Genomic DNA, 21,613 nt, shown 5'->3' with positions numbered 1-21,613 from the left:
GACCGGCTCAGGCCCGCGGCCGGTCCTCCGGGGTGCGCGGCCGGTCGTCCGGACGGTCGCGGCCGGCGTCGTCCTGGGCGCTCGGCGAACGCCGCTCGTCCGGCACGCCGTCGCCGGCGTGGGAGCCCCCGGTCTGGTCGGTCCCGCGGCGGGGGTCGGCCGGGTCGTAGTCGGGGTCGAGGGCGTCGGCGTCCTTGAGGTGTCCCTGCGCCTCGGCGCGGACGGTCGCCGCCTCCTCGGTGCGCTGCCGCGCCTCGCGCTCCAGCCGGTCGGCCTCGACCCGGACCTTCTTCGCCTGCGCCTCGGCCGCCGCCGCGTCGGCCTCGCGCTGGCGGGCGGCGAGGTCCTTCTCCTCGCCCTGGGAGCGCAGGTCCGCGGCGTGGGCGCGGTTCTCGCGCTGCCGGGCGATCTCGCGGTCCTTCTTGCGACGGCTGGCGGCGACGATGGCGAGCACGATGACGGCCACCACCACGATGGCCAGCACGACCCACATCCAAGTCTCCACGGGACTGCCCTCCTGGCTGGATCGATCCTTCCGTACCCACATCGAACGCCATCGGCGCTGGTCCGGCCACCGGAGGGACCGGACTCAACCGGCCGCAAGCGGGTACCGACGGGTCAGCGGCCCTCGCGCTCGAGGACGAACAGGGGGATCTCCCGCTCCGTCTTCGCCTGGTAGTCCGCGTACGGCGGGAAGGCGGCGACGGCGCGCTCCCACCAGGTCCTCTTCTCCTCGCCGGTGGCCTCGTGTGCCACCATGTCCCACTTCTGCGGCCCGTCCTGGAGCTCGACGTGCGGGTTGGTGACGACGTTGCGGTACCAGACCGGATGCCTCGGCGCCCCGCCCATCGAGGCGACGAGGGCGTAGTCGCCGTCGTGCTCGACGCGCATGAGCGGGACCTTGCGCAGCTTGCCCGACTTCGCGCCGAGCATCGTCACGACGACGCACGGCCGGCCGTGCAGGGTGGTGCCCTCGGTCCCGCTCGAGCTCTCGTAGACCTCGACCTGGTCCCGTGACCGCTTGCTCGTGCTGGGCTCGTACTCGCCTGTCAGGGTCATGCGTCCAGTCAAGCACGGTCCACCGACACCCGGCGTGGCACCGCCGCCGCCCGCGCGCCTACGCCCTGAGCACCGCCAGCACGACGTCGGCGGCGCGGGCGGCCACCTCGTCCACGGCCATGTGGAAGTCCTGGTCCGCGGCGGGCCCGCAGAGGTCGGAGATGCCGCGCACGGACAGGAACGGCACGGCGTAGGCGTGGCACACCTGGGCGAGCGCCGTGGTCTCCATGTCCGTGCTCAGCGCCGCGGGGAACGCCTGCCGCACCTCGGCCACGTTCGCGGCGGTGATGAACGAGTCCCCGGAGACCATCTCGCCGGTGCGGAGCGCGCCGGCGGCGGGTGCGACCGCGCGGGCCGCGCCCAGCAGGACGGGGTCGGCGTCGTAGGCGGCGGGCATGCCCGGGACCTGCCCGCGGGCGTAGCCGAACGCCGTGGCGTCGGCGCTGGCGTACGTGTACCGCTCGCCGACGACGACGTCGCCGACGGCCACGTCCGCAGCGAGCCCGCCGGCGGAGCCGGTGGAGAGGACCGCGCGCGGACGCACCCGCGCCAGCGCGGCGACCACCGCGGACGCGGCATTGACGAGCCCGATGCCGCTGCGCACGACGAGCACGTGCCGGCCGTCGAGGAGGAGGAGCCGAGCCGCGGCGAACCCGTGCTCGAGCACCGGCCCCACCTCGGTGGCGCGCTCGGTGTAGGGCCGCACCTCCTCCGCCATCGCGCCGATCACGAGCGCGTCGACGGCGGGCACGGCAGGCGTCGGGGTCGGCACCTCCGAGGTCTCCGGGCCCTGCGTGCCCAGCGTTCTCATGCGGTGACCTGCGCCCACTCGCCCCGGCGGGCGAGCATGGTGCGGGCGGCCTCCTGCGCGCCGGCCAGGGTGTGGCTGGCCGCCCAGCCGCACTGGACCTCGTTGGCGGCGGGTACCTCGGTGGCGTCCGCGACGTCCCGCAGCGTGGTCTCGACCAGGTCGAGCACCTCCTCCAGGGAGTGCTCCCCGGCGAGGAGGAGGTAGAAGCCGGTCTGGCAGCCCATGGGGGAGAAGTCGATGACGTCGCCGGAGTGGTTGCGCACGTGCTCGGCGAAGGTGTGCTCGAGCGAGTGCACCACAGGCATCTCGAGGTGGGCCACGTTCGGCTGGCAGAAGCGCACGTCGTACTTGGTCAGCACGTCCCCGGCGGGCAGCCGCTTGGTGTCGGCGACGCGGACGTACGGGGCGGCGACGGCGCGGTGGTCCAGGTTGAAGCTCTCGACGTTCATGGGCATGGGGGCTCCTCAGGCACGACGGCGGATGCGGGTCCATCATCCACCTTGCGGTGGCGGCGTCCCGGGTTCCGGCGGTCGGCCGGCCGGAGGCGGTGGGGACGGGCAGCCCGGCACGCCGTCCGAGGGTGTGACGGACCCGGCATCCACACGGTCTGGGAGGTCTGTTCCCGACTTTATCCACCGCTGTGCACAGCTTGTGGACAACTATGGGTCTTCCCGTCCACAGCCGCCCTCAGATCGCGCGGCGGGGCGCCGATGTCAGTGGTGGGTGGGAGCGTGGGCGGTGTCGGGAACGCGACGGCAAGCCTGGTCCGCGGGATGTCCACAGGTCGTCCCCAGGGCGCCCCGGAGCGCTCCACAGAAGGAGGCCTGTGCTGTGGAGGACACGCCGCCGCGCGACACGCCCGGCACATCATGTTGGGGTGCTGCCCTCGGGTCACCACTAGGTGTAGTGTTTGGAGGCAGAGGAAAGCGCGGCTTTCCGCCAAAATCACACGACTGTTGTTACAGCGATGTCGAGACGCTTCGCGCCCTGTGACGCACCGAGAGGAGACCGGCTCAGATGAGCATCACCGTCTACAGCAAGCCTTCCTGCGTCCAGTGCGACGCGACCTACCGTGCGCTGAACAAGCAGGGCCTCGAGTACGAGGTCGTCGACATCACGACGGACCCCGAGGCGCTGGAGAGCGTGAAGGCGCTGGGGTACCAGCAGGCGCCCGTCGTCTTCGCCGGTGGTGACCACTGGTCCGGCTTCCGCCCGGACAAGATCAAGGCCCTCGTCGCCCAGCAGGCAGCCGTCGTCGCCTGAGGCGCGCCACAGACTTCAGCCGGGCCGCCGCGATCCGGCGGCCCGGCTGAAAACCAAGAACCGGTCGTCATAGCGCCGCCAGCGGCGCCGCAACGGCCGACGCCGTCGTCCAAGGAGGCGGGCATGGGCACCATCGTGTATTTCTCCTCCGCGACCAACAACACCCACCGCTTCGTCGAGAAGCTGGGCATGCCCGCGCGGCGGATCCCGCTGCGCGGCGCGGATCCCGCGCTGCAGGCCGACGAGGAGTACGTGCTGTTCGTGCCCACCTACGGCGGCGGCAACGGCCGCGGGGCGGTGCCCAAGCAGGTCATCAAGTTCTTGAACGACGAGCACAACCGCTCGCTCATCCGGGGCGTCGTCGCGGCGGGGAACCGGAACTTCGGTGCGGCATACGGGATCGCGGGGGACATCATCGCCGCGAAGTGCCACGTGCCGTACCTCTACCGATTTGAACTTCTAGGAACGAGCGAGGACGTCACGGACGTTCGCGAGGGATTGGGGCAGTTTTGGCAGCAACGCTCACTGATACCGGCGTAGAGATCGCCAGCACGCCGGAGGCGGACTACCACGCGCTCAACGCGATGCTCAACCTCTACGACGCGGACGGGAACATCCAGTTCGACGCCGACCGTGAGGCTGCGCGCCAGTACTTCCTGCAGCACGTGAACCAGAACACCGTCTTCTTCCACAACCTCAAGGAGAAGCTCGACTATCTGGTCGAGGAGAAGTACTACGAGGGCGCCGTCCTGGCGAAGTACTCGTTCGAGTTCCTCGAGAAGATCTGGGACTTCGCCTGGTCGAAGAAGTTCCGCTTCGACACCTTCCTCGGGGCCTTCAAGTACTACACGTCGTACACGCTGAAGACCTTCGACGGGAAGCGTTACCTCGAGCGCTTCGAGGACCGGGTCGTCATGGTCTCCCTCGCCCTTGCCGACGGCAAGGAGCAGGCCGCGCTGGACATGGTCGAGGAGATCCTCTCCGGACGCTTCCAGCCCGCCACCCCCACGTTCCTCAACGCCGGCAAGGCGCAGCGCGGTGAGCTCGTCAGCTGCTTCCTGCTGCGCATCGAGGACAACATGGAGTCGATCGCCCGCGGCATCAACTCCGCCCTCCAGCTGTCCAAGCGCGGCGGCGGCGTGGCGCTGTCGCTGACCAACGTGCGTGAGTCCGGCGCGCCGATCAAGAAGATCGAGAACCAGTCCTCCGGGATCATCCCCGTGATGAAGCTGCTGGAGGACTCGTTCTCCTACGCCAACCAGCTCGGGGCCCGTCAGGGCGCCGGTGCGGTGTACCTCAACGCCCACCACCCCGACATCATGAAGTTCCTGGACACCAAGCGGGAGAACGCGGACGAGAAGATCCGCATCAAGACCCTCTCCCTCGGCGTGGTCGTCCCGGACATCACGTTCGAGCTGGCCAAGAAGAACGAGGACATGTACCTGTTCTCGCCCTACGACGTCGAGCGCATCTACGGGGTGCCGTTCTCCGAGATCAACGTCTCCGAGAAGTATCACGAGATGGTCGACGACGGCCGGATCCACAAGCGCAAGATCAACGCCCGCGGGTTCTTCCAGACCCTCGCGGAGATCCAGTTCGAGTCGGGCTACCCGTACATCGTGTTCGAGGACACGGTGAACAAGGCGAACCCGATCAAGGGCAAGATCACGATGTCGAACCTGTGCTCGGAGATCCTCCAGGTCTCCACGCCGTCGACGTACAACGAGGACCTGACCTACGCCTCCGTGGGCAAGGACATCTCCTGCAACCTCGGCTCGCTGAACATCGCGAAGACCATGGACTCCCCGGACTTCGGCAAGACGGTCGGCACCGCGATCCGCGCGCTCACCGCCGTGGCCGACCAGACCCACATCTGGTCCGTGCCGTCCATCGAGCAGGGCAACAACGACTCCCACGCCATCGGCCTGGGGCAGATGAACCTGCACGGCTACCTCGCCCGCGAGCGGATCTTCTACGGCTCCGACGAGGGCCTGGACTTCACGAACATGTACTTCTACACGGTGGCGTTCCACGCCATCGACGAGTCCAACAAGATCGCCATCGAGAAGGGCACGGCGTTCAAGGGCTTCGAGGACTCGAAGTACGCGAGCGGGGAGTACTTCGAGAAGTACGTCGACCGCGTCTGGGAGCCGCGCACCGAGCGGGTGCGCCAGCTCTTCGCGGACTCGGGCGTGCACCTCCCCACCCAGGAGGACTGGAAGGAGCTCGCCGCTTCCGTCAAGAAGCACGGCATCTACAACCAGAACCTCCAGGCGGTCCCGCCCACCGGCTCGATCTCCTACATCAACAACTCCACCTCCTCGATCCACCCGATCGTGTCCAAGGTGGAGATCCGCAAGGAGGGCAAGCTCGGGCGCGTGTACTACCCGGCGCCCTACATGACGAACGACAACCTCGAGTACTACGAGGACGCGTACGAGATCGGCCCCGAGAAGATCATCGACACCTACGCCGAGGCCACGCAGCACGTGGACCAGGGCCTGTCGCTGACGCTGTTCTTCAAGGACACCGTGACCACCCGCGACCTGAACAAGGCGCAGATCTACGCGTGGCGCAAGGGCATCAAGACCCTGTACTACATCCGGATCCGCCAGCTCGCCCTCGAGGGGACCGAGGTCGAGGGCTGCGTGTCCTGCATGCTCTAGGACCCGCCAGGGCCGCCGGTGGACCGCCGGCCGGCCCGGACGCGAGGATGGGCGACGGCGGAGCCAGGCCCCACCGTCGCCCCCTCACCACCGTGCCGGCCCCCACGGGCCGCGACCCAAGAACCGCAAGGAGAAGCACCCCGTGTCGGAGAAGCTCAAGCTGGTCAGCAGTGTCCAGGCGATCAACTGGAACCGCGTCCAGGACGAGAAGGACGTCGAGGTCTGGGACCGTCTGACGGGGAACTTCTGGCTGCCCGAGAAGGTGCCGCTGTCCAACGACATCCAGTCCTGGCACACGCTCAAGCCGCACGAGCAGCTGATGACGACGCGCGTGTTCACGGGGCTGACGCTCCTGGACACCGTGCAGGGCACGGTCGGGGCGGTCAGCCTCATCCCCGACGCGGTCACCCCGCACGAGGAGGCCGTCTACACGAACATCGCGTTCATGGAGTCGGTGCACGCCAAGAGCTACTCCTCGATCTTCTCCACGCTGATCTCCACCAAGGAGATCGACGAGGCGTTCCGCTGGTCGGAGGAGAACGAGAACCTCCAGCGCAAGGCCCGGATCGTCATGGACTACTACCGCGGCGACGACCCGGAGAAGCGCAAGGTCGCCTCCACGATGCTGGAGTCCTTCCTCTTCTACTCGGGCTTCTACGCGCCGATGTACTGGTCGAGCCACGCCAAGCTGACCAACACCGCGGACCTGATCCGGCTGATCATCCGCGACGAGGCCGTGCACGGGTACTACATCGGCTACAAGTTCCAGAAGGCCGTGGAGAGGGCGACACCCGAGCGCCAGAAGGAGCTCAAGGACTACACCTTCGAGCTGCTCTTCGAGCTGTACGAGAACGAGGAGCAGTACACCGAGGACCTCTACGACCCCCTCGGCCTCACCGAGGACGTCAAGGCGTTCCTGCGCTACAACGCCAACAAGGCCCTGATGAACCTCGGCTACGAGGGCCTGTTCCCCAAGGACCAGACCAACGTCAGCGCCGCCATCCTCTCCGCGCTGAGCCCCAACGCCGACGAGAACCACGACTTCTTCTCCGGGTCGGGCTCCAGCTACGTGATCGGCAAGGCCGTGAACACCGAGGACGACGACTGGGACTTCTGAGGATGTCGTGCGGCGTGACGCCCTGACTGGCGCTGAGTCCTCGGCACCTCGGCACTGTGGCGCGAGCCGGCCCAAGTGCCAGTGAGGGTTCATCCCACCGGTGGCTCGCCGATCGGTCAGGCGGACCGGTACAGGTTGGGTGCGATCTGCTCCCACCCATCGGTCATCGGCGATGGGAAGTCGTCGGGAACGAACAAGGTCTGCGACCCACCAGTTCCGATCCCGACGCCGCCTCGGTTGAAGTCGTGAGCGAAGGTGCAGGACGCTCCCCAGTCGTCACTCCCGCCGCGCTCCAGCACGACGCACACCTTGTTGTCAGTGGTGAGCGCAGCCCAGTAGCTCATGTCGTCGACCGAGGTGATGAGCCGCGACGTGCCGCCGTCGACGGAAAGAGCGTCGTCGCCCCCGACTACTCCCGCGGGGAGCTCATCACCGGCGGCGCGTTCCCGTTCTAGCAGGTCGAGGTCGATGTCTCCGCGCACGTCGACGGAGCAAGCGGTCGCTACGACGGCGCCGAGCACGACGGTCGCCACCGCGGCGATCCGCTCGGTCCTCCTCATGGGCCGCAATCTAGCCACCAGGGGTCATATTCGGTATGGATTTGGGGCCGCGAGCAAACGCTCCCTGTCGCGAGACCTCGCTGACATCGAAGTCCGACTAGCCCAGCAACGGGCTTGGCAGGACAGGGGCGACAGTCGCGGGAACGCCGGCGGCGTCCAGCAGGCCGTCGACGCAGGAAACCTCTGTCTTCCGATCCCTCGAGCGCGGTCGTCGGCGGGGTCGCGCTGACAATGCGGGCCCGCCGCACCCGTGGCACGCTGCCGGAGTTATGAGCAGCGCCGGCTCCGGCCGGCCGGCCGAGGAGGCGTGCGATGGCCGCACCACACCGCGTCAAGTCCGTCGAGGACTCGATCCGTGACACCGAGGCACCCGAGCACCGCCTCAACAAGAACCTCTCCGCGCTGGACCTGACGGTGTTCGGGGTCGGCGTCATCATCGGCACCGGCATCTTCGTGCTCACCGGCGTGGTCGCGAAGACGCAGGCCGGCCCGGCGGTCGCCATCTCCTTCGTCATCGCGGGCGTGGTGTGCGGCCTGGCGGCGCTCTGCTACGCCGAGTTCGCCTCCACCGTGCCGGTGGCCGGCTCGGCGTACACGTTCTCCTACGCCACCTTCGGCGAGTTCATGGCCTGGATCATCGGCTGGGACCTGGTCCTCGAGCTGGCGCTGGGCGCCGCGACGGTCGCGGTCGGCTGGTCGGGCTACTTCAACCAGCTGCTCGGTGACCTCGGCGTCCCGCTGCCCGAGTCGATCGCGGGGGAGACCGCGACGGTGAACATCCCCGCGATGGCCATCGCGCTGGTCATGACCGGCATCCTCGTCCTCGGCATCAAGCTGTCGTCGCGGATCACCGCGGTCATCGTGGGCATCAAGATCGTCATCGTCCTCCTGGTGATCGTGCTCGGGCTCTTCTACGTGAAGACGGAGAACTTCACGCCCTTCGTCCCGCCCGCCGAGGCAGGCACGCCGGGGGGCACCGCGTGGACGGCCCCGCTGATCCAGCTGATCGCCGGGTTCACCCCGAGCACCTTCGGCGTGGGCGGGATCTTCGCCGGCGCCGCCATCGTCTTCTTCGCGTTCATCGGCTTCGACATCGTCGCGACGGCGGCTGAGGAGACCAAGAACCCGAAGCGGGACCTCCCACGCGGCATCATCGCCTCGCTGGTCATCTGCACGGTGCTCTACGTCGCCGTCTCTCTGGTCGTCGTCGGCATGCAGAAGTACACCGAGCTCTCGACCGACGCCCCGCTGGCCGAGGCGTTCCGCAGCGTCGGGCTGCCGTTCGCCTCGGGGTTGATCTCGGTCGGCGCGCTGGCGGGTCTGACCTCGGTCGTCATGATCCTCATGCTCGGCCAGTCCCGCGTGCTGTTCGCGATGAGCCGCGACCACCTGCTGCCGCCGGCGCTCGGCGTGGTGCACCCCCGCTACCGCACGCCGTACCGCATCACCATCGCCACCGGCATCATCGTCGCCCTGCTGGCGGGGTTCGTCCCGCTCGGGACGCTGGCCGAGCTGGTGAACATCGGCACCCTCTTCGCGTTCGTGCTGGTGTCGATCGGCGTGATCATCCTGCGGCGCACCCGCCCCGACCTGCCGAGGTCGTTCCGGGTCCCGGGCGTGCCCGTGCTGCCCATCCTGTCCGCGGCGGCCTGCCTGTGGCTCATGCTCAACCTGCCCGCCGAGACCTGGCTGCGGTTCGCGATCTGGATGGTGGTCGGGCTGATCTTCTACTTCCTCTACGGCCGGCGGCACAGCCGGCTCGCCCTGGGGTCCGGCGACCTGGCCGGACCGCGCGCAGGCTCCCGCTGACCTAGCGCAAGATCTCCACCATCAGCACCCAGGCGTCAAGCGTGGACCCGATGATGGTGAGGATGATCCCCGCGGCGACCCAGGCGACGCCGGCGTCGGAGCCGACCAGCAGCAGCCCGGCGCCCGCCAGCAGCGGCAACAGCTGGAGGGCGGTGAGGGAGACGCGGAGGATCCGGCTGGACGGTGCGACGTCGGGGAGCCGGCGCGACTGCCGGAGGTAGGCGAGGTGCGTCAGCGCCGCGACGCACGTGCCGGCCAGGACCTCCGCGCCGAGCAGCACGGCGGGCTGCCGCGGGACCAGCGCGAGACCGGAGATGACGACCACCAGGACCAGGGAGGCGACGGCGGCACCTGCGCGCGTCGGCACCGAGGGCAGCGAGAGGATCGCCTTGATGTTGACGGAGATCGCCACCATGACCAGGCCTGCCAGGGCGGCCGAGCCGCCGGCCATGGCGACGAAGAAGTCCTCCCAGCCCGCGGTGAACGGCTCCGTCATGGGCGCACGCTAGCGCGGGCGGCGCCGCGCGACCATGCCGGCCGCGCGTGGGCCCGCCGCTCGCAGACCGCCGCCGTCGGCTGGCGTGCGGCCGCGGGCTGGCGCGCGGCCGCCGGCTGGCGCGCGGCCCCCGTCCGCCTACCGTGGTCGCGTGCGACGCACTCGCGTTCCCCCCGCTGCCCGCCTGAGCTTCGGCGGGCACATCGCCGGGCTGGGGACGGCGGAGGGGACCCGGATCGTCCTCGGCCACTGGCCGCGCTCACCGTTCGGGCCCTTCGCGGACGTGATGGCCGAGCGGGCCGACGGGCACCGGATCCTGTTGGCCCCGGACGCACGCATCGGAGCCTTCGTCTCCGCGACATACCGCTTCGACGAGGTCCGCACGGTCCCCGTCGTCGTCGACAGCACCGGCCCTCGCTGGCACGCGCGCGCGGGTCCGCTCGATCTCGTCTTCACGGTCGGGAGCCGGACCTGGCTGGGCCGGCTGCTGCGGTGCGTCCCCGGGCCGCTCGCGGCCAGCCCGGCCTGGGCGCGCGCCGTCGGGCCCGCCGCCCGGGTACTGCTGCCCGGGGTGAGCACCATCGGCACGGCCGGCGGTGGACGGAGGGAGTGGTACGGCGCACGCGACGAGCGCAGGGTGGTCGACGCCCGCACGACCTGGGGCGGCACCGATCTCGGGACGCTGACCGCGGTCACCCCGCCGCCCCGGTTCGGGTTCAGCTCCACGCCGTCCCGCCCCAGCCTGGTCACCGTCGTGAGCACCGTGGAGCTTCGCGGGACGGACGACGACGCACCGTAGCCGGCGGCTCGAGCCCTTGTCGCCGCCGTCCCACGTCCGTACCGTCGTGCCTACCTGCGGACGGGAGACGACGATGTCTGGCGAGCCGGCCTTCTTCGAGCTCGGGGTCGAGGACGTCGACCGGGCGCGGAAGTTCTACGAGGGCCTCTTCGGCTGGACGTTCGCGCCCGGGCCCTCCGGCGGTGGGGGCTTCATGATCGAGACCGCCGGCATCCCGGGCGGCATCCACGGGGGCGACCCGGGCGCGCGGCCGTACACCTTCTTCCGGGTCGACGACATCGAGCAGGCGGTACGGAAGGTTCGTGAGCTCGGTGGTGAGGTCGACGGCGTCGACCTCGAGGGCGACGCGGAGTCCGTGGCCCGGTACGGGCGGTTCACGCTCTGCCGGGACGACCAGGGCTCCGAGTTCGGCCTGTACGAGCCACCCCGGGGCGGATAGGGACACGGTCCGTGCGGCGGATGGCTGCCGAACACGGACCGAGGCCGAAGGGGCGGTGAGCTGCTCGTTCACCGCCCCCTCGGCGGAGCCTCCGGTCCGGGCGCGACCGTGGGGCTTGTCGGCCCGCCCATGAGGGGGGAGCGTCAGCCGCCGGACTTGCGACGGAACTGCTTCGGGCCCACCGGGTGGTCCACGCCGTGCAGCTTGTGGGCGCCGGACCCACCGGCGGCGTCCCGGGACGCGCCCTCGTTGTTCTGCTTGCGGTCGAGGGCTGCGCGCATCTTCTCCTTGAGCTGCTCCTTCTTCTCTGCGTCGGCGGCGTCAGGGGGACGGTTCGTCTTCTTGGTAGCCATGGGGCTCCTCTCGCTCGCGTCTATCATCGCTGCCTCCGGAGCCCCGGCCCACCTGATTCCCGCCTGGCGCACGCCGCGGCGTGCGCTACGGGGCTTTTTCCACCTGCGGCCCGGTCAGCGGGAGGAGGATGCGGGTACGCCACGTCGCCGGGTCGGGGTCGGACTCGGGGCCCGACTCGTAGACCTCCCACATGTCCTCGAGCGTCTGGAGCTGGTGCTCGGCGATCCAGGAGTCGACGCGCTCGTACGTCTCGTGGAGCTTGTCGTAGGAGCCCACGTGGAAGGTCTCCACGGCCCGGACCGCCGGCAGCGCGTCCACGACGAGGTCGCCGGTGGCGGCGAACGCCTCGGCCACGGGGAACCCGATCTCGACGTCGACGGTCTCGGAGGGCCTGCCCCGGTACCGCGCGTACGGCGCCCCGGCCGGGGTGACCCCGGACGCCTGCAACGCCTGGGCGACCTCGGCGAACTTCGCGTCGAACAGCGTGGTGAGGTCGTCCATGCGCGCGATCTGGCGGACGCCGGCGGTCACCTGCTCCTCGAGCTCGATGATGCGAATCTCCTCCATCGTCACGTTCCCCTTTCGGTACTCCGACGACACACCCCGGGCGGGTGTCTCCATGATCCATCGTCCCGGCCCGCGCCGTCCGGCCAACCGCCTGCCGAGGTGCGGCGGGCGGCCGGGTGCAAGGGGCGACGGCGCCCGGGACGGCGGACGACGACGCCCGGGACGGCGGTCGGGGCCTGACGAACGCGCGTGGGCCTGCCACGCTGAGGACATGGAGCAGGGGCCGACGGTGGTCATGACGTGCGGGCCGTCCGGGTCGGGCAAGACGACCTTCGCCATGCGGCTGGTGGCCGAGGGGTACGTGCGCCTGTCCTTCGACGAGGAGGTCCGGCGTCGGTTCGGCCGGTACGGGACCGACGTGCCCGTGGAGCGCTACCAGGAGCTCAACGACCTCGTCGAGCCCACGCTGAAGGAGCACCTCGCCACGCTCGTCGGGCAGGGCCGCAACGTCGTCCTCGACCTCGCGTTCTGGCGGCGCGCCGACCGGGACGAGTACAAGGCGCTCATCGAGACGGCCGGTGGGCGGTGGCGGCTGGTCTACTTCGCGATCGACCCCGGCGTGCTGCACCGGCGGGTCGCGGAGCGGCGGTCCCGTGGGGACGCCGACGCGTTCCCGGTCACGTCCGAGCTGCTCGACCGGTTCATCGCGACCTTCGAGGTCCCGCGCGGGGAGGGCGAGGAGGTCGTGGGCCCCGGCGACGACCTGCCGCGCTGACGGGCCGGCGTCGCGTGCCGCCCGCACCCGGCCGTGCGGCTCGGTCACGCCCTCAGCGCGTCGACGACCGCCGGGAGGGCGCGGGGATCCGTCTGGATGATCAGCGTCGTGGCGATGCTGCGCTCCCACGCCCGCCGCTGCTCGCGCAGCTGCGCCGCGTTGCCCACGAGCGCGACGTCGAGGACGAGCTCGGTCGGCACCGCGGCGGCCGCGGCCGCCCTGTCCCCGCCCGCCCACCGCCGCGCGACCTCGGCGCACGCGGCCTCGTGCCCGAGCCGCTCGATCGCCTCGCGGTGGAAGTTCGTGGCCGCCGAGCCCATGCCGCCGATGTACAGGGCGAGATGGGGCCTGACGGCGTCCGCCGCCCGCTCGACGTCGTCGGCCAGGGCGACGGGGACGGCGGGGGAGACCTCGAAGGCGCCGGCGGGGGACAGGCCGGGTGAGCGCCGCGCGAAGCCGCCGCGGAGCCTCTCCGCGTAGACCTCGCTCAGGCGCGGGGAGAAGAACACGGGCAGCCAGCCGTCGGCGATCTCCGCGGCCAGCGAGGTGTTCCTCGGCCCCTCGGCGGCCAGGTGGATCGGCAGGTCGGCCCGCAGCGGGTGCACGGTGGAGCGCAGCGCCTTGCCCTCGCCGCCGGGCAACGGCAGGCGGTAGAACTCGCCGTCGAGCCGGACGGGCGCCTCGCGGCGCAGCACCTGACGCACGACGTCGACGTACTCGCGGGTCCGGGCCAGCGGGCGGGGGTAGGGCTGGCCGTACCAGCCCTCCACCACCTGTGGCCCCGACGCGCCGAGACCGAGGATGAAGCGGCCGCCGCTGAGGTGGTCCAGGGTCAGGGCCGCCATCGCGGCGGCGGTCGGGGTGCGCGCCGCCATCTGCGCGATCCCGGTGCCGAGCCGCACCCGCCGGGTGCGCGCCCCCCACCACGCCAGCGGCGTCAGGGCGTCGGATCCGTACGCCTCCGCCGTCCACACGGAGTCCAGGCCCAGGTCGTCGGCCGCGGCGACGGCGTCGCCGGCACCTCGCGGCGGTCCGGCGGACCAGTAGCCGGCGGAGTACCCGAGCCGCACGGGGGTGACGTCGTCGTCCATGCCGGTGATCATGCCGGACGCCGTCTCAGACGTGGGCCATGACCTCGGAGGCGATGACGTCCAGGTGCTCGAGGTCGCGGATGTCCAGGCACTGCAGGTACACCCGTGAGATGCCCTGCTCGGCGAGGGCGCCGAGGCCGTCGACGACCTCGGCCGGTGTCCCGGCCAGGCCGTGCTCGCGCAGCTCGGCCGGCTCGCGGCCGATCGCGGCGGCGCGGCGCACCACCTCGGCCTCGTCCGTGCCCACGCAGGCCACGAGGGCGATGGAGTAGGTCAGGTCGTCGGGGTCCCGGCCGGCCTCCTCGCAGGCGGCGCGCACCCGGTCGATCTGGGGCGCCACCGCGGACTTCTCCGGGAAGGCCTGGTTGTGCTCGGCCGCGAAGCGCGCGGCCAGACGCGGGGTGCGCTTCGACCCGCCGCCGCCGACGATCACCGGGACGGGGCTCTGCGCGGGCTTGGGCAGGGCGGGGGAGTCGAGGAGGTGGTAGTGCTTGCCGTCGAAGCTGTACCGCTCCCCGACGGGCGTGCCCCACAGGCCGGTGATGATCTCCATCTGCTCCTCGAGCAGGCCGAAGCGCTTGTGCGGGAAGGGGACGCCGTAGGCCGCGTGCTCCTCGGCGAACCAGCCGGTGCCCAGTCCCAGCTCGACCCGCCCGCCGGACATCACGTCAACCTGCGCCACCTGGACCGCCAGCAGGCCGGGGTGGCGGAACGTCGCCGACGTGACGAGGGTGCCCAGCCGGATCGTGGTGGTCTCCCGCGCGAGGCCGGCGAGCGTGGTCCACGCGTCGGTCGGGCCCGGCAGGGGATCGCCGTCGCCCATGCGCAGGAAGTGGTCGGAGCGGAAGAAGGCCGAGAACCCGAGCTGCTCGGCGCGAAGCGCCATGGCGAGCTGGTCGTCGTAGGAGGCGCCCTGCTGCGGCTCGGTGAAGATACGAAGGTCCATGTCGCCAGGGTGCCACGGTCCGGTGACGGGAACCCGGTGTGGGGGCGGCGCGCGTCGGGCCGGGTGTTGCCGGTCACCCGCCGCCCGCTTCTGCTTCCGGCCGTGGCGGGAATCGCAGCATTTCGCCGTGCCGCGTGACCCGGCCACCATGCAAAATATCCCCGTCAACACTGAGAGGAAGTTGGAAGGCGCCAGCCGATGCAGCACCACGAACTCGACCCGCGCGATCCGGAGCACTACCAGATCGACGCCGACGTCCCGCTGCCGGGCGACGACTCACCCGTGCCGATCACCAAGGTCCAGCTCCAGAAGGTCGAGGCGATCGTCTCCGCCTACACCGCCGGCAACGACATGTGGCGCGACGCCCTGCCCCACGTCATCACCTTCCTCAAGGCCGCGCACATGCACGACCTCGTCGCCGGGGGCCATGTCAGCGGCATCCCCACCATCGAGGAGGCCTGGGCCGCCCTCAACGTCTGGCCCTGGCCCTACTACGACCAGACCGAGCCGTCATAACCGCGGACGCAGACGCGGGGCAGACGCTGGGACCGGGCAGACGCTGGGACCGGGCGGGCGCTGGCCGAAGGGGGCCGCCCGAGCCGGTGGCGTGTGGGCGCTGCCCTCTACGCTGCGGTGACATGACGACGCTCAGAGAGGTCGCGCTGCTGCGGCTCGTGGCCCAGCGGATCGCCGGCCCGGGCCTGCCGACGGCCACCGAGGTGGTCCGCTGGCTCACCGCGATGCAGGCGCAGGACTACCCGGGTGCGCTGGCGTCCGTGGCCCTGCGCACCGCGGGCCGCGCTCCGGGCGCGAACGCGGATCGTGACGCCGGCATCGAGGCGGCGCTCGACTGCGGCGCAGTGGTCCGCTCCTGGCCGATGCGCGGCACGCTGCACCTCGTCCCCGCCGAGGACCTGGGCTGGATGCTGAGCCTGACCACCGATCGGCTCCTCGCAGGGGCGGCCCGCCGCCGCGCCCAGCTCGGCATCGACGAGGCGATGATCGACCGCGCCGGGCAGCTCGCCCACGACGCCCTCGAGGGCGGCCGCTCCACCAGCCGCGCCGAGCTCATGGCCGTGTGGGACGACGCTGGCCTGCTGGGCGTCAAGCAGCGCGGCTACCACCTGCTGTGGACGCTCTCCCAGAAGGGGCTGACCTGCTTCGGACCCACCGGCGGCGCCGAGCAACGCATCGTGCTGCTGGACGAGTGGGTGCCCCACCCCCGGCGGCTCTCACGGGACGAGGCGCTGGGGGAGTGGGTGCTGCGGTACTTCCGCGGCCACGGCCCCGCCACGCGCAAGGACTTCATGTGGTGGACCAAGCTGACCGCGGCCGAGGCCAAGGTGGGCCTCGCCGTCGCGCGCGAGCACCTCGAGCGCGTGGAGGTCGACGGGGTCGAGCACCTTATGGACCCCGCCACGCCGGCCCTGCTGGACGCCGCCCGCGGCGCGGCCGGCGGGGTGTTCCTCCTGCCCGGCTTCGACGAGCTGCTGCTCGGCTACCAGGACCGTTCCGCGACGCTGCCGCCCGCGTTCGCGGAGCGCATCGTCCCGGGCGGGAACGGCATGTTCCGGCCCACCGTGGTCGCCGGGGGCACGGTCGTGGGCGCGTGGCGACGCACGGGCACGGGCGCCCGGCGGCGGATCGAGGCCGAGCCCTTCGCGCGGTTCACCAAGCAGGTCGAGCGGGCCGTCCCCCGCCTGGCGGAGGCGTACCCGGCGCTCCCCTCCCGAGCATGACGCCCGCTACGCCACGTCGCGGCGCACACAGGCCGAGACCCCGACGAAGCAGCCCACAGACGGCCACGGCGACCGCGAGGCGCGACCACTGCCCGTCAGCAGGATGCTCGTCCCACCCCTGGGACGGGGCTGTTGACGAAAACCATGGACAGGCGGGCCCGGCACGGCGTAAGTTAGGGACCCTAAGTAATCACTAGGAGACCGGAAGGGCGTGTCGTGACCTCCCCCGTCGACGTGCAGCAGCAGACCGTGCGACCGGACAGCGCCGCCCCACCGAAGCCCGCCAAGGAGCCGGTCCTCACGCCGACGTTCGTCCTGGCCTGGCTCGTCAGCTTCATCCAGTACCTCGTCTTCTACATCCTCGTGACGACGATGGCGCTGTACGCGGTGAGGCAGTTCGCCGCCTCGGACGCCGCCAGCGGCTTCGCCTCCAGCGCTTTCGTCGTCGGCGCGACCGTAGCCCGCCTCGTCTCCGGGTACCTCGTGGACGTGCTCGGCCGCCGCAAGGTCATGCTCGTGGCCCTGGCCGTCGTCGCCGTGGCCTGCGCGTTCTACGTGCCCGCCGGGTCCCTGGCCCTGCTGATCATGGTGCGCGCCGTGCACGGCGCCGCCTACGCCTTCGCCAGCACCGCCACCATGGCTATTGCCCAGTCCGCCATCCCCGCCTCCCGCCGCGCCGAGGGCACCGGCTACCTCGCCCTGGCCACCACGCTGGCCACCGCGGTGGGCCCGGCCCTGGGCCTGCTGCTGGTCGGTTCCGTCGGCTACGACGCCATGTTCGCGGCCGTGCTCGGCACCGCCGTCGTCGGCCTGCTGCTCGGCCTGCTCCTGCGCAAGCCCCTGCACCAGCGCGAGGCCGAGGCCGCCGCCAATGAGGCCGCCAAGGAGGCGGGCGAGGCCCGGAAGACGCATGCCCGCTTCTCGATCCGCGACATCGCCCACCCGGCGGTCATCCCGATCGGCTGCTTCATGCTGGTCATCGGGTTGTGCTACGCGGGCGTCATCACCTACCTGAACGCCTACTCCGAGCAGCGCGGCCTCGTGGCCGGCGCGGGGCTGTTCTTCGTCGCCTACGCGATCGCGATGCTGGTCATGCGGTTCGTGCTCGGCACCCTGCAGGACCGCGAGGGCGACAACGTGGTGGTCTACCTGGGCCTGGTCTGCTTCGTGCTGGCCCTGGGGCTGCTGGCTGCGGCGGACACCGACTGGCACGTCGTCGTGGCGGGCGCCCTCACGGGTCTTGGATACGGCACCCTCATGCCCGCCGCCCAGGCCATCGCCGTCAGCGCCGTGCCGCCGCACCAGCTCGGCACCGGCATCTCCACCCTGCTGCTCCTGGCCGACGTCGGCATCGGCCTCGGGCCGATTTTCCTAGGTGTCCTGGTCTCCGCCGCCGGGTACGGCGCAATGTACGGGCTGTTGGCCGTCCTGGCGGCCCTGGCCGCCGTCCTGTACCACGCGGTCCACGGACGCCGAGACGTGGCGAAGACCGGCCGCGCCGCCCAGTCCTGACCGGCGTGACGCCTCGCCCAGGTCCGCCTTTGGTGGGAGGCGGTCGAGCCGGAGGGGGGAGCCGAGGCCGATGACCGGCTCCCTACGCCAGGACGACTCGCGCGCGCGGGCCGCGAGCGAGCGGCTGGCGGGGCTCACCGACCGCGAGCGGGAGGTCGCCGTGGCCGTCGGGAGGGGACTGTCCAACGCGCAGATCGCGGGGGAGCTGTATATGGGGGTCGCCACCGTCAAGACCCACGTCGGGCACCTGTTCACCAAGCTCGATGCGGTCAACCGGGTGCAGATCGCGCGCTGTGTCCACGACGCCGGGTTGGTGTGAGGCGCCGGGCGGGCGGACGGGGACGAATGCGCCGGGCACCTGGGCCGGAGGACGGTGCCGCTGGTGGGCGGGCATGGGAAAGCCCGCGGGTTCCCGGCCGTGCGGCCGGGTGCCGTGCTGGACGATGTCACGGCCCCGCGGGCTCCGGTGACCACCTGGTACTCGCCGCCGCCGGCGGGAGGACCTGGATCCGTCCCCTGACGGGCTAGCGGGTAGCCACCTCACGCGTCCGAAGAATTTTCACCTCAGGACCACCTCCCTTCTCGTGTGACCCCACGGTAAGCACCGTGTCGGCGGGCTGTCATCTGCTTTTTTCGAAGCGTCCGGCAGCGCCGTCAGGATCGCGCCGCAACCGGCCCGCGCCGTGGGGCTGGAGTGACACCAGGGACAGGTGTTGGTGCCCACGGGCCCCGGCGGCGTCCGTTGTGGCGCGATCCGCGCTCCGGGCTGCGGGATTCCGGCGCCCGCCGGCGCCGCTGGCACCATGGGGCCATGACACTCGACGCCCCCAACCACGCAGCCACGGAACGAGCCTCCCAGCGGCCCTACCGCGTCCTGGTGGTGTGCACCGGCAACATCTGCCGCTCACCCATGGGCGAGGTGGTCCTGCGCGAGCGCCTGGCCGAGGCCGGGCTCGGCGACGAGGTGGAGGTGGCTTCCGCGGGCATCAGCGACGAGGAGCACGGCAGGCCGATCGACCGGCGTGCCCGGGTGGTGCTCGCCGAGGCGGGCTACCCGGTCCCGGACCACCACGCGCACCAGGTCGCACCCGGTGAGCTCGCCCGATACGACCTCGCGCTGGCCATGACGAAGCAGCACGCCCGGGCGCTGCGCCGGCGCGCCGAGCTCGACGGGGCCGGCCGCACGGCCGAGGTGCGGCTCTGGCGCGAGTTCGACGCCACGGCCCCGCGCGCGGCGGACCAGGACGACCTCGACGTCCCCGACCCCTGGTACGGCGACCAGGACGGGTTCTACGAGACCCTCCGGGTGGTCGAGTCCGGCGCCGACGGCCTCGTCTCGCACCTGGGCGCCGTGCTCGGCGCCGACGTGCCGCCGCCTGCGGGGGCCTGAGGCGCCTCGGTCTGCAGACCCTCGCGGTCCACGCGCCCGCAGTCCGAAGACGCCATCATCCGCGCGACCGCAGTCCGGGACCCCACGATCCGCGGACGCTCGCGTTCCGCGGCCGCACACTCGGTTGGTGTCCGCCGTCAGTCCGCGGCGGCGACCGGGCGACGAGTTCCGGCCGAAGCCGTTCAACCGTGCACCGAGACGTGGATGTGGTCGTAGTGGCCGCCGGTGGCGTCCTGCGCGTCGTACACCCCGCCACCGTCGTAGGGCGCCCAGCCCTCATCGGCGCGGTCGGCCACCCAGATCTTCCCCTGCCAGATGACGTAGGAGACCCGCAGGTCGTCGGCGTGGAGACGGAACCACTCGGCCATCGACCAGCCGCTGTCGACGTCGGCCGCGGCCGGGAATTGCCCCGCGGCGCCCACGAAGACGTCGCACCCGCGCCCCCGGCGGTGGTCGCTGGCCGGGTTCCAGGCGTGCTCGCTCCAGCAGGTCATCGGCTGGCGCCCGACGGCGACGCCGAGCTCACTCACCAACCAGTCCGCCGCGCCGGTGACGCAGCCGCCCGTGCCGGTCGGGTCGGTCACCACGCAGCCGGTGCTGCCGCCGGTGTACGGGGCGGGTGCCGGCAGCACGACGGGCGACACCGCATCCGTCGCAGGGGGAGGCGGCGGGGGAGCCGGCCGCCAGAGCGCCACGGCGGCGGCGCCCAGGAGGCCGACGGTGACCGCCTGCATGACGACCCCCCGGCGGCGCATCCGGCGGTGATCCGCCGCCGTGCGTGCCCGCGGCGCCGTGCCGGTACGCACGGCCCTGGGCCGGTGCGCCGCGTCGCGCCCACCCGTCCTGACCGTCACCGCCCTACTCCAGCACACCCGGGGCGCGCGAGGGCGGACTGCCCGTGCGGACAGCCGTGTTCCCCGTGCGGACGGACGCCCGCGGACGGCTGCCCGTGGGCGGACGCCCGCCGACGGCCGCCCGTGCGGACAGCCGCGTTCCCGGCGTGGACGGCCGCACGCCGATCCTGCGCTTTCCCCCACGGGGGCCGGCGCCGCACGACGGTGCCGCCGGGGCCCCGGGCGAGCGGTGCACACTTGGCGGGTGCTCCCCTCGCCCGCCACCTGGCGCACCCGCGCCCCCGGTCTCCTGCTCGCCGTGCTCGTAGCGGCCGCCGCGTACACGGTCAACCGGTACGTGCCCGTCGTCTCGGCGCTGCTCGTCGCCATCGTCGTCGGGGTGGTGCTGCGCAACATGGGGTGGGTCCCGGCAGCCGCGGAGGCGGGGCTCAGGTACAGCGCGCGGACCGTCCTGCGGCTCGGGGTCGTGCTGCTGGGCCTCCAGCTCTCCATCCCTGAGGTGGTCGGGCTGGGCTGGGGCGCCGTGGCAGTCATCGTGCTCACCGTGGCCATCACCTGGACCGCGACCCTCGTCATCGGCAGGTGGATGAAGGTGCCCGCAGCGCTGCGCATGCTCCTGGCCACCGGCACCGCCATCTGCGGCGCCTCGGCGGTGGCGGCCATGAGCGCCGTCCTCGGCGAGCGGGCGCCGGGGACGCGGACGGCCGAGGCCGAGGACGAGGACGTCGAGGACGCCGCGGCCACCGCGGTCGCCGCCGTCACCATCTTCGGGACCGTCTCGATGCTCGCCCTGCCCACCCTCGCCGAGGCGATCGGGCTCGGCGAGCAGCGCGCGGGCGTGTGGCTGGGTGCCGGGATCCACGAGGTGGGCCAGGTCGTGGCCGCCGGCGGGGTCATGGGCTCGGCGGTCCTCGCCACAGCGGTGGTCACCAAGCTCGGCCGCGTCGTGCTCCTGGCGCCGCTCGTCGCCGGCGTGGGGTTCGTGCGCAGCCGCCGCGCTCGCGCCGCGGTCGAGCACCAGGTCGCGGTGGACTCCGCGGCCCGCGTGCTGGCCGGCGCCCCCGACGTCGCCACGCCCCACGCCACGCGGCCGCCGATCATCCCGGGGTTCGTGCTGGGGTTCCTCGCGCTCGTCGCCGTCCGGTCGTTGCTGCCGGTGCCCGACGGCGTGCAGGACGTCGCCAGATTCGTCTCCACGCTGGCGCTGACGGTGGCGATGGTCGCGCTCGGCACGGGGGTGAACGTCAGCGTGCTGCTCGGCCGCGGCGGTCCGGCGATGCTCCTCGGCCTTGTCGCCGCGCTGCTGTCCGCCGGGGTGTCCCTCGTCGGGGTGCTCCTCCTGGTGTGAACGCCGCGTCCACGCCGTGGCGGGGGCCGTCCATACTGAGAGATCATTGCGGACACGTGTCGCTGAGCAGGTGTGATG

The 21,613-nt window shown here is 71.7% G+C and carries 25 protein-coding genes; 14 read left to right on the top strand and 11 right to left on the bottom strand.

Annotated elements, in window-relative coordinates:
• Positions 1-7: 7 nt before the first annotated feature.
• From EJK16_RS00755 to EJK16_RS00740, 4 genes are all read right to left on the bottom strand, one after another.
• Positions 8-493: a hypothetical protein gene (locus tag EJK16_RS00755; protein WP_127125341.1), complete on the bottom strand. Its 486-nt coding sequence runs from the start codon at positions 491-493 to the stop codon at positions 8-10.
• Positions 494-618: 125 nt separating this feature from the next.
• The gene (locus tag EJK16_RS00750) at positions 619-1,059 is read right to left on the bottom strand and encodes a nitroreductase family deazaflavin-dependent oxidoreductase (RefSeq protein ID WP_127125339.1); all 441 of its coding nucleotides are present in this window, start codon (positions 1,057-1,059) and stop codon (positions 619-621) included.
• A gap of 58 nt (positions 1,060-1,117) precedes the next feature.
• Positions 1,118-1,870, bottom strand: coding sequence for a 5'-methylthioadenosine/adenosylhomocysteine nucleosidase (locus tag EJK16_RS00745; RefSeq protein WP_205739534.1), 753 nt, complete (start codon positions 1,868-1,870; stop codon positions 1,118-1,120).
• A complete protein-coding gene (locus EJK16_RS00740; protein WP_127125421.1) occupies positions 1,867-2,319 on the bottom strand; it encodes an S-ribosylhomocysteine lyase in 453 nt (150 codons plus the stop codon). Before EJK16_RS00740 ends, EJK16_RS00745 begins: the two co-directional genes overlap by 4 nt.
• A 568-nt stretch (positions 2,320-2,887) precedes the next feature.
• Between EJK16_RS00740 and nrdH the strand changes: the two genes are divergently transcribed.
• The 4 genes from nrdH to nrdF all read left to right on the top strand — a co-directional run bounded on the left by nrdH (position 2,888) and on the right by nrdF (position 6,916).
• Positions 2,888-3,133 (top strand): glutaredoxin-like protein NrdH, encoded by a 246-nt coding sequence (gene nrdH / locus EJK16_RS00735; RefSeq protein ID WP_127125337.1) that lies wholly within the window; start codon positions 2,888-2,890, stop codon positions 3,131-3,133.
• A gap of 123 nt (positions 3,134-3,256) precedes the next feature.
• Positions 3,257-3,673 carry a class Ib ribonucleoside-diphosphate reductase assembly flavoprotein NrdI gene (nrdI, locus tag EJK16_RS00730; protein WP_127125335.1) on the top strand — a complete coding sequence of 139 codons (417 nt, stop codon included), beginning with the start codon at positions 3,257-3,259 and terminating at the stop codon, positions 3,671-3,673.
• On the top strand, positions 3,643-5,799 hold the full coding sequence (nrdE, locus tag EJK16_RS00725) for a class 1b ribonucleoside-diphosphate reductase subunit alpha (protein WP_127125333.1): 2,157 nt from the start codon (positions 3,643-3,645) through the stop codon (positions 5,797-5,799). Before nrdI ends, nrdE begins: the two co-directional genes overlap by 31 nt.
• 142 nt (positions 5,800-5,941) lie before the next feature.
• Positions 5,942-6,916, top strand: a complete 975-nt coding sequence (gene nrdF / locus EJK16_RS00720; RefSeq protein ID WP_127125331.1) for a class 1b ribonucleoside-diphosphate reductase subunit beta — start codon at positions 5,942-5,944, stop codon at positions 6,914-6,916.
• A gap of 116 nt (positions 6,917-7,032) precedes the next feature.
• On the opposite strand, the gene EJK16_RS00715 is transcribed toward nrdF, so the two are convergent.
• The gene (locus tag EJK16_RS00715; protein WP_127125329.1) at positions 7,033-7,476 is read right to left on the bottom strand and encodes a hypothetical protein; all 444 of its coding nucleotides are present in this window, start codon (positions 7,474-7,476) and stop codon (positions 7,033-7,035) included.
• 312 nt (positions 7,477-7,788) lie between these two features.
• Here EJK16_RS00715 and EJK16_RS00710 point away from each other — a divergent pair, with 312 nt between their 5' ends.
• A complete protein-coding gene (locus EJK16_RS00710; protein WP_127125327.1) occupies positions 7,789-9,285 on the top strand; it encodes an amino acid permease in 1,497 nt (498 codons plus the stop codon).
• A 1-nt stretch (position 9,286) separates the two neighbouring features.
• Here EJK16_RS00710 and EJK16_RS00705 read toward each other — a convergent pair whose 3' ends face one another.
• Positions 9,287-9,781 (bottom strand): hypothetical protein, encoded by a 495-nt coding sequence (locus EJK16_RS00705; protein ID WP_127125325.1) that lies wholly within the window; start codon positions 9,779-9,781, stop codon positions 9,287-9,289.
• A 151-nt stretch (positions 9,782-9,932) separates the two neighbouring features.
• On the opposite strand from EJK16_RS00705, the gene EJK16_RS00700 reads away from it, so the two are divergent.
• Both EJK16_RS00700 and EJK16_RS00695 read left to right on the top strand, forming a co-directional pair.
• Positions 9,933-10,580 carry a hypothetical protein gene (locus tag EJK16_RS00700; protein WP_127125323.1) on the top strand — a complete coding sequence of 216 codons (648 nt, stop codon included), beginning with the start codon at positions 9,933-9,935 and terminating at the stop codon, positions 10,578-10,580.
• Between the two features lie 73 nt (positions 10,581-10,653).
• Positions 10,654-11,019, top strand: coding sequence for a VOC family protein (locus EJK16_RS00695; RefSeq protein WP_127125321.1), 366 nt, complete (start codon positions 10,654-10,656; stop codon positions 11,017-11,019).
• A 143-nt stretch (positions 11,020-11,162) separates the two neighbouring features.
• Here EJK16_RS00695 and EJK16_RS00690 read toward each other — a convergent pair whose 3' ends face one another.
• Both EJK16_RS00690 and EJK16_RS19430 read right to left on the bottom strand, forming a co-directional pair.
• Entirely contained in the window at positions 11,163-11,372 is a 210-nt protein-coding gene (locus tag EJK16_RS00690; RefSeq protein WP_127125319.1) for a DUF5302 family protein, read from the bottom strand.
• Between the two features lie 85 nt (positions 11,373-11,457).
• Positions 11,458-11,940, bottom strand: coding sequence for a GyrI-like domain-containing protein (locus EJK16_RS19430; RefSeq protein ID WP_164737157.1), 483 nt, complete (start codon positions 11,938-11,940; stop codon positions 11,458-11,460).
• 211 nt (positions 11,941-12,151) lie between these two features.
• On the opposite strand from EJK16_RS19430, the gene EJK16_RS00680 reads away from it, so the two are divergent.
• Positions 12,152-12,655: an ATP-binding protein gene (locus EJK16_RS00680; RefSeq protein ID WP_127125315.1), complete on the top strand. Its 504-nt coding sequence runs from the start codon at positions 12,152-12,154 to the stop codon at positions 12,653-12,655.
• A gap of 44 nt (positions 12,656-12,699) precedes the next feature.
• Here EJK16_RS00680 and EJK16_RS00675 read toward each other — a convergent pair whose 3' ends face one another.
• Together EJK16_RS00675 and EJK16_RS00670 are read right to left on the bottom strand one after the other, a co-directional pair.
• On the bottom strand, positions 12,700-13,725 hold the full coding sequence (locus tag EJK16_RS00675) for an LLM class F420-dependent oxidoreductase (RefSeq protein ID WP_127125419.1): 1,026 nt from the start codon (positions 13,723-13,725) through the stop codon (positions 12,700-12,702).
• Positions 13,726-13,771: 46 nt separating this feature from the next.
• Positions 13,772-14,692 carry an LLM class F420-dependent oxidoreductase gene (locus EJK16_RS00670; RefSeq protein ID WP_127125313.1) on the bottom strand — a complete coding sequence of 307 codons (921 nt, stop codon included), beginning with the start codon at positions 14,690-14,692 and terminating at the stop codon, positions 13,772-13,774.
• A gap of 198 nt (positions 14,693-14,890) precedes the next feature.
• Between EJK16_RS00670 and EJK16_RS00665 the strand changes: the two genes are divergently transcribed.
• The 5 genes from EJK16_RS00665 to EJK16_RS00645 all read left to right on the top strand — a co-directional run bounded on the left by EJK16_RS00665 (position 14,891) and on the right by EJK16_RS00645 (position 19,333).
• Positions 14,891-15,208 carry a hypothetical protein gene (locus tag EJK16_RS00665; protein WP_127125311.1) on the top strand — a complete coding sequence of 106 codons (318 nt, stop codon included), beginning with the start codon at positions 14,891-14,893 and terminating at the stop codon, positions 15,206-15,208.
• A gap of 122 nt (positions 15,209-15,330) precedes the next feature.
• Positions 15,331-16,431, top strand: coding sequence for a winged helix DNA-binding domain-containing protein (locus EJK16_RS00660; protein ID WP_127125309.1), 1,101 nt, complete (start codon positions 15,331-15,333; stop codon positions 16,429-16,431).
• A 216-nt stretch (positions 16,432-16,647) separates the two neighbouring features.
• Positions 16,648-17,943: an MFS transporter gene (locus EJK16_RS00655; protein ID WP_240645692.1), complete on the top strand. Its 1,296-nt coding sequence runs from the start codon at positions 16,648-16,650 to the stop codon at positions 17,941-17,943.
• A 70-nt stretch (positions 17,944-18,013) separates the two neighbouring features.
• Positions 18,014-18,262, top strand: coding sequence for a LuxR C-terminal-related transcriptional regulator (locus tag EJK16_RS00650; protein WP_127125307.1), 249 nt, complete (start codon positions 18,014-18,016; stop codon positions 18,260-18,262).
• Between the two features lie 492 nt (positions 18,263-18,754).
• Entirely contained in the window at positions 18,755-19,333 is a 579-nt protein-coding gene (locus EJK16_RS00645) for a low molecular weight protein-tyrosine-phosphatase (protein ID WP_127125305.1), read from the top strand.
• 182 nt (positions 19,334-19,515) lie between these two features.
• On the opposite strand, the gene EJK16_RS00640 is transcribed toward EJK16_RS00645, so the two are convergent.
• Entirely contained in the window at positions 19,516-20,067 is a 552-nt protein-coding gene (locus EJK16_RS00640) for a hypothetical protein (protein ID WP_127125303.1), read from the bottom strand.
• A gap of 364 nt (positions 20,068-20,431) precedes the next feature.
• Here EJK16_RS00640 and EJK16_RS00635 point away from each other — a divergent pair, with 364 nt between their 5' ends.
• Entirely contained in the window at positions 20,432-21,535 is a 1,104-nt protein-coding gene (locus tag EJK16_RS00635; RefSeq protein WP_127125301.1) for a YeiH family protein, read from the top strand.
• Positions 21,536-21,613 lie beyond the last annotated feature (78 nt).

Origin of the sequence: Georgenia sp. SYP-B2076, assembly GCF_003991205.1 — a bacterium.
GTDB lineage: Bacteria > Actinomycetota > Actinomycetes > Actinomycetales > Actinomycetaceae > Georgenia.
The sequence above is the reverse complement of the archived record's forward strand: the minus strand, read 5'-3'. Positions and strand labels throughout refer to the sequence as shown.